Raw genomic sequence first — 1,973 nt, 5'->3', positions numbered from 1 at the left:
CAGCGCCTGCGCCAAGCCGCGCGCAATATCCGCAAATATCTGCAATCGATGGGCGTCAACACGCCTGCTGCCAACGCGAGCACCTGAACCATGGCAAACATGCTGCGCATCGGCCTTGCCGGGCTGGGCAATGTTGGCGCGGGGGTGGTAAAAATCCTCAGCACCAACGCCGAACTGGTGGCCAAACGCGCTGGCCGGCCCATCGTGGTCACCGCCGTGTGTGCGCGGGATCGCAGCCGGGATCGCGGCATCAGCCTTGATGGCATTGCCTGGGTGGATGATGCCGCCGAACTCGCCACCCGCGACGATGTTGATGTGGTTGTGGAACTGATCGGCGGCAGCGACGGCCCGGCGCTCACGCTGGCGCGGCGCACGTTGGCCGCCGGCAAACCGCTGGTGACAGCCAACAAGGCGATGCTGGCCCATCATGGCATGGAACTGGCGCAAAGCGCTGAAAAGGCCGGCCTGCCACTGAAATATGAAGCGGCCGTGGCCGGCGGCATCCCGGTGATCAAGGGGATTTCCGAAGGCGCCGCCGCCAATCGCATCACCCGCGTTTATGGCCTGATGAACGGCACCTGCAATTACATCCTGTCGCGCATGGAAGCCGAAGGGCTAGATTTCGGCACCGTGCTCGCCGACGCGCAGGCGCTGGGCTTTGCCGAGGCAGACCCGAGCTTTGACATCGACGGTATCGACACCGCCCACAAACTGTCGATCCTGGCCGCGCTGGCCTTTGGCGCCCGCATCGATTTTGCCGGCGTCGCCGCCCACGGTATCCGCGCGATCGCCAGCGCCGATATTGCCCAGGCCGCCGCGCTGGGCTTCCGCATCAAGCTGGTCGGTCTGGCCGAGGCCGAAAACGGCCAACTGTTCCAGCGCGTCCATCCGGCATTGGTGCCGATCGATCACCCGATTGCCACCACCATGGGCAGCCTGAACGCGGTGGTAGTGGAAGGCGATTTCGTTGGCCGGCTGTTCTTCCAGGGTCGCGGTGCCGGCGAAGGGCCAACCGCCAGCGCCGTGGTGGCCGATCTGATCGATATTGCGCGCGGCGATGTGCGCCCGCCGTTCGTGATGCCGGTGGCTGATCTGGCCGCTCTGCCCCGCGCCCCGGCGGCAGACCGGCGTGGGCGTTACTATCTGCGCCTGTCGGTGGCTGATCGGGCCGGCGTGCTGGCCGAGCTGACGGCCGCACTTCGGGATTGCGGTGTCTCCATCGAAAGCCTGGTGCAGCATGGCACGTCGGCGGGCGGCGATGCCATGGTGGTGATGGTCACCCACGAAGCCCGCGAAGCCGATGTGCTCGACAGCCTGGCCCGCATGGCAGCCTCGCCAGCGGTGAGCGGGCAGCCGGTGATGATGCACATATTGGATTTTTGAGGCCTTCCGCCTTTGCCGTGCCAGGCGTAAGGCGTGACATCCTTGATTCGACGGTGGGAACAACAGATGACGGCTTCCAGCCCAGTGCAGCCTTCGACGGCGCTTGATCGTGTGCTCGTGCTCGAAATGGTGCGCGTCACCGAATATGCCGCCATTGGCGCTTCCAAACAGATCGGGCGCGGCGATGAAAAAGCCGCCGATGCCGCCGCTGTCGAAGCCATGCGCGGCGCACTCAACATGCTGGATTTCGATGGCACCGTGGTGATCGGCGAAGGCGAGCGTGACGAAGCCCCGATGCTGTTCATCGGCGAAAAAGTGGGTCGTGCAATTGGCACCGGCCCGCGCATCGATATCGCCCTGGATCCGCTGGAAGGCACCACTATCACCGCCAAGGCCGGCCCCAACGCACTGGCGGTGCTGGCTATTGCCGAAGAAGGCGGGCTGCTGAACGCGCCCGACGTTTACATGGACAAGATCGCGGTTGGCCCCGGCTATCCCGAAGGCGTCATCAGCCTGACCAAAAGCCCGACCGAAAATGTGAAGGCCGTGGCCGCCGCCAAGGGCGTGGCCCCGGCTGACATCATCATCTG

The 1,973-nt window shown here is 65.0% G+C and carries 2 protein-coding genes; both read left to right on the top strand.

The window, feature by feature from the left end; all coding sequences use genetic code 11:
• Positions 1–90 precede the first annotated feature (90 nt).
• Positions 91–1,383 (top strand): homoserine dehydrogenase, encoded by a 1,293-nt coding sequence (locus tag RMO81_RS10610; RefSeq protein WP_310475827.1) that lies wholly within the window; start codon positions 91–93, stop codon positions 1,381–1,383.
• 66 nt (positions 1,384–1,449) lie between these two features.
• The coding region (locus RMO81_RS10605; protein WP_310475826.1) for a fructose-bisphosphatase class II at positions 1,450–1,973 on the top strand (524 nt) is incomplete at its 3' end.

Origin of the sequence: Sandarakinorhabdus sp. (assembly GCF_031422795.1) — a bacterium.
In the GTDB taxonomy this organism is placed as follows: domain Bacteria; phylum Pseudomonadota; class Alphaproteobacteria; order Sphingomonadales; family Sphingomonadaceae; genus Sandarakinorhabdus.
Note: the sequence above shows the minus strand (reverse complement) of the source record. Positions and strands in the feature narration are given on the sequence as shown.

Excerpts from the sequence above, each read along its gene's own strand:
- RMO81_RS10610 (WP_310475827.1), top strand. The coding sequence starts at position 91 with ATGGCAAACATGCTGCGCATCGGCCTTGCCGGGCTGGGCAATGTTGGC.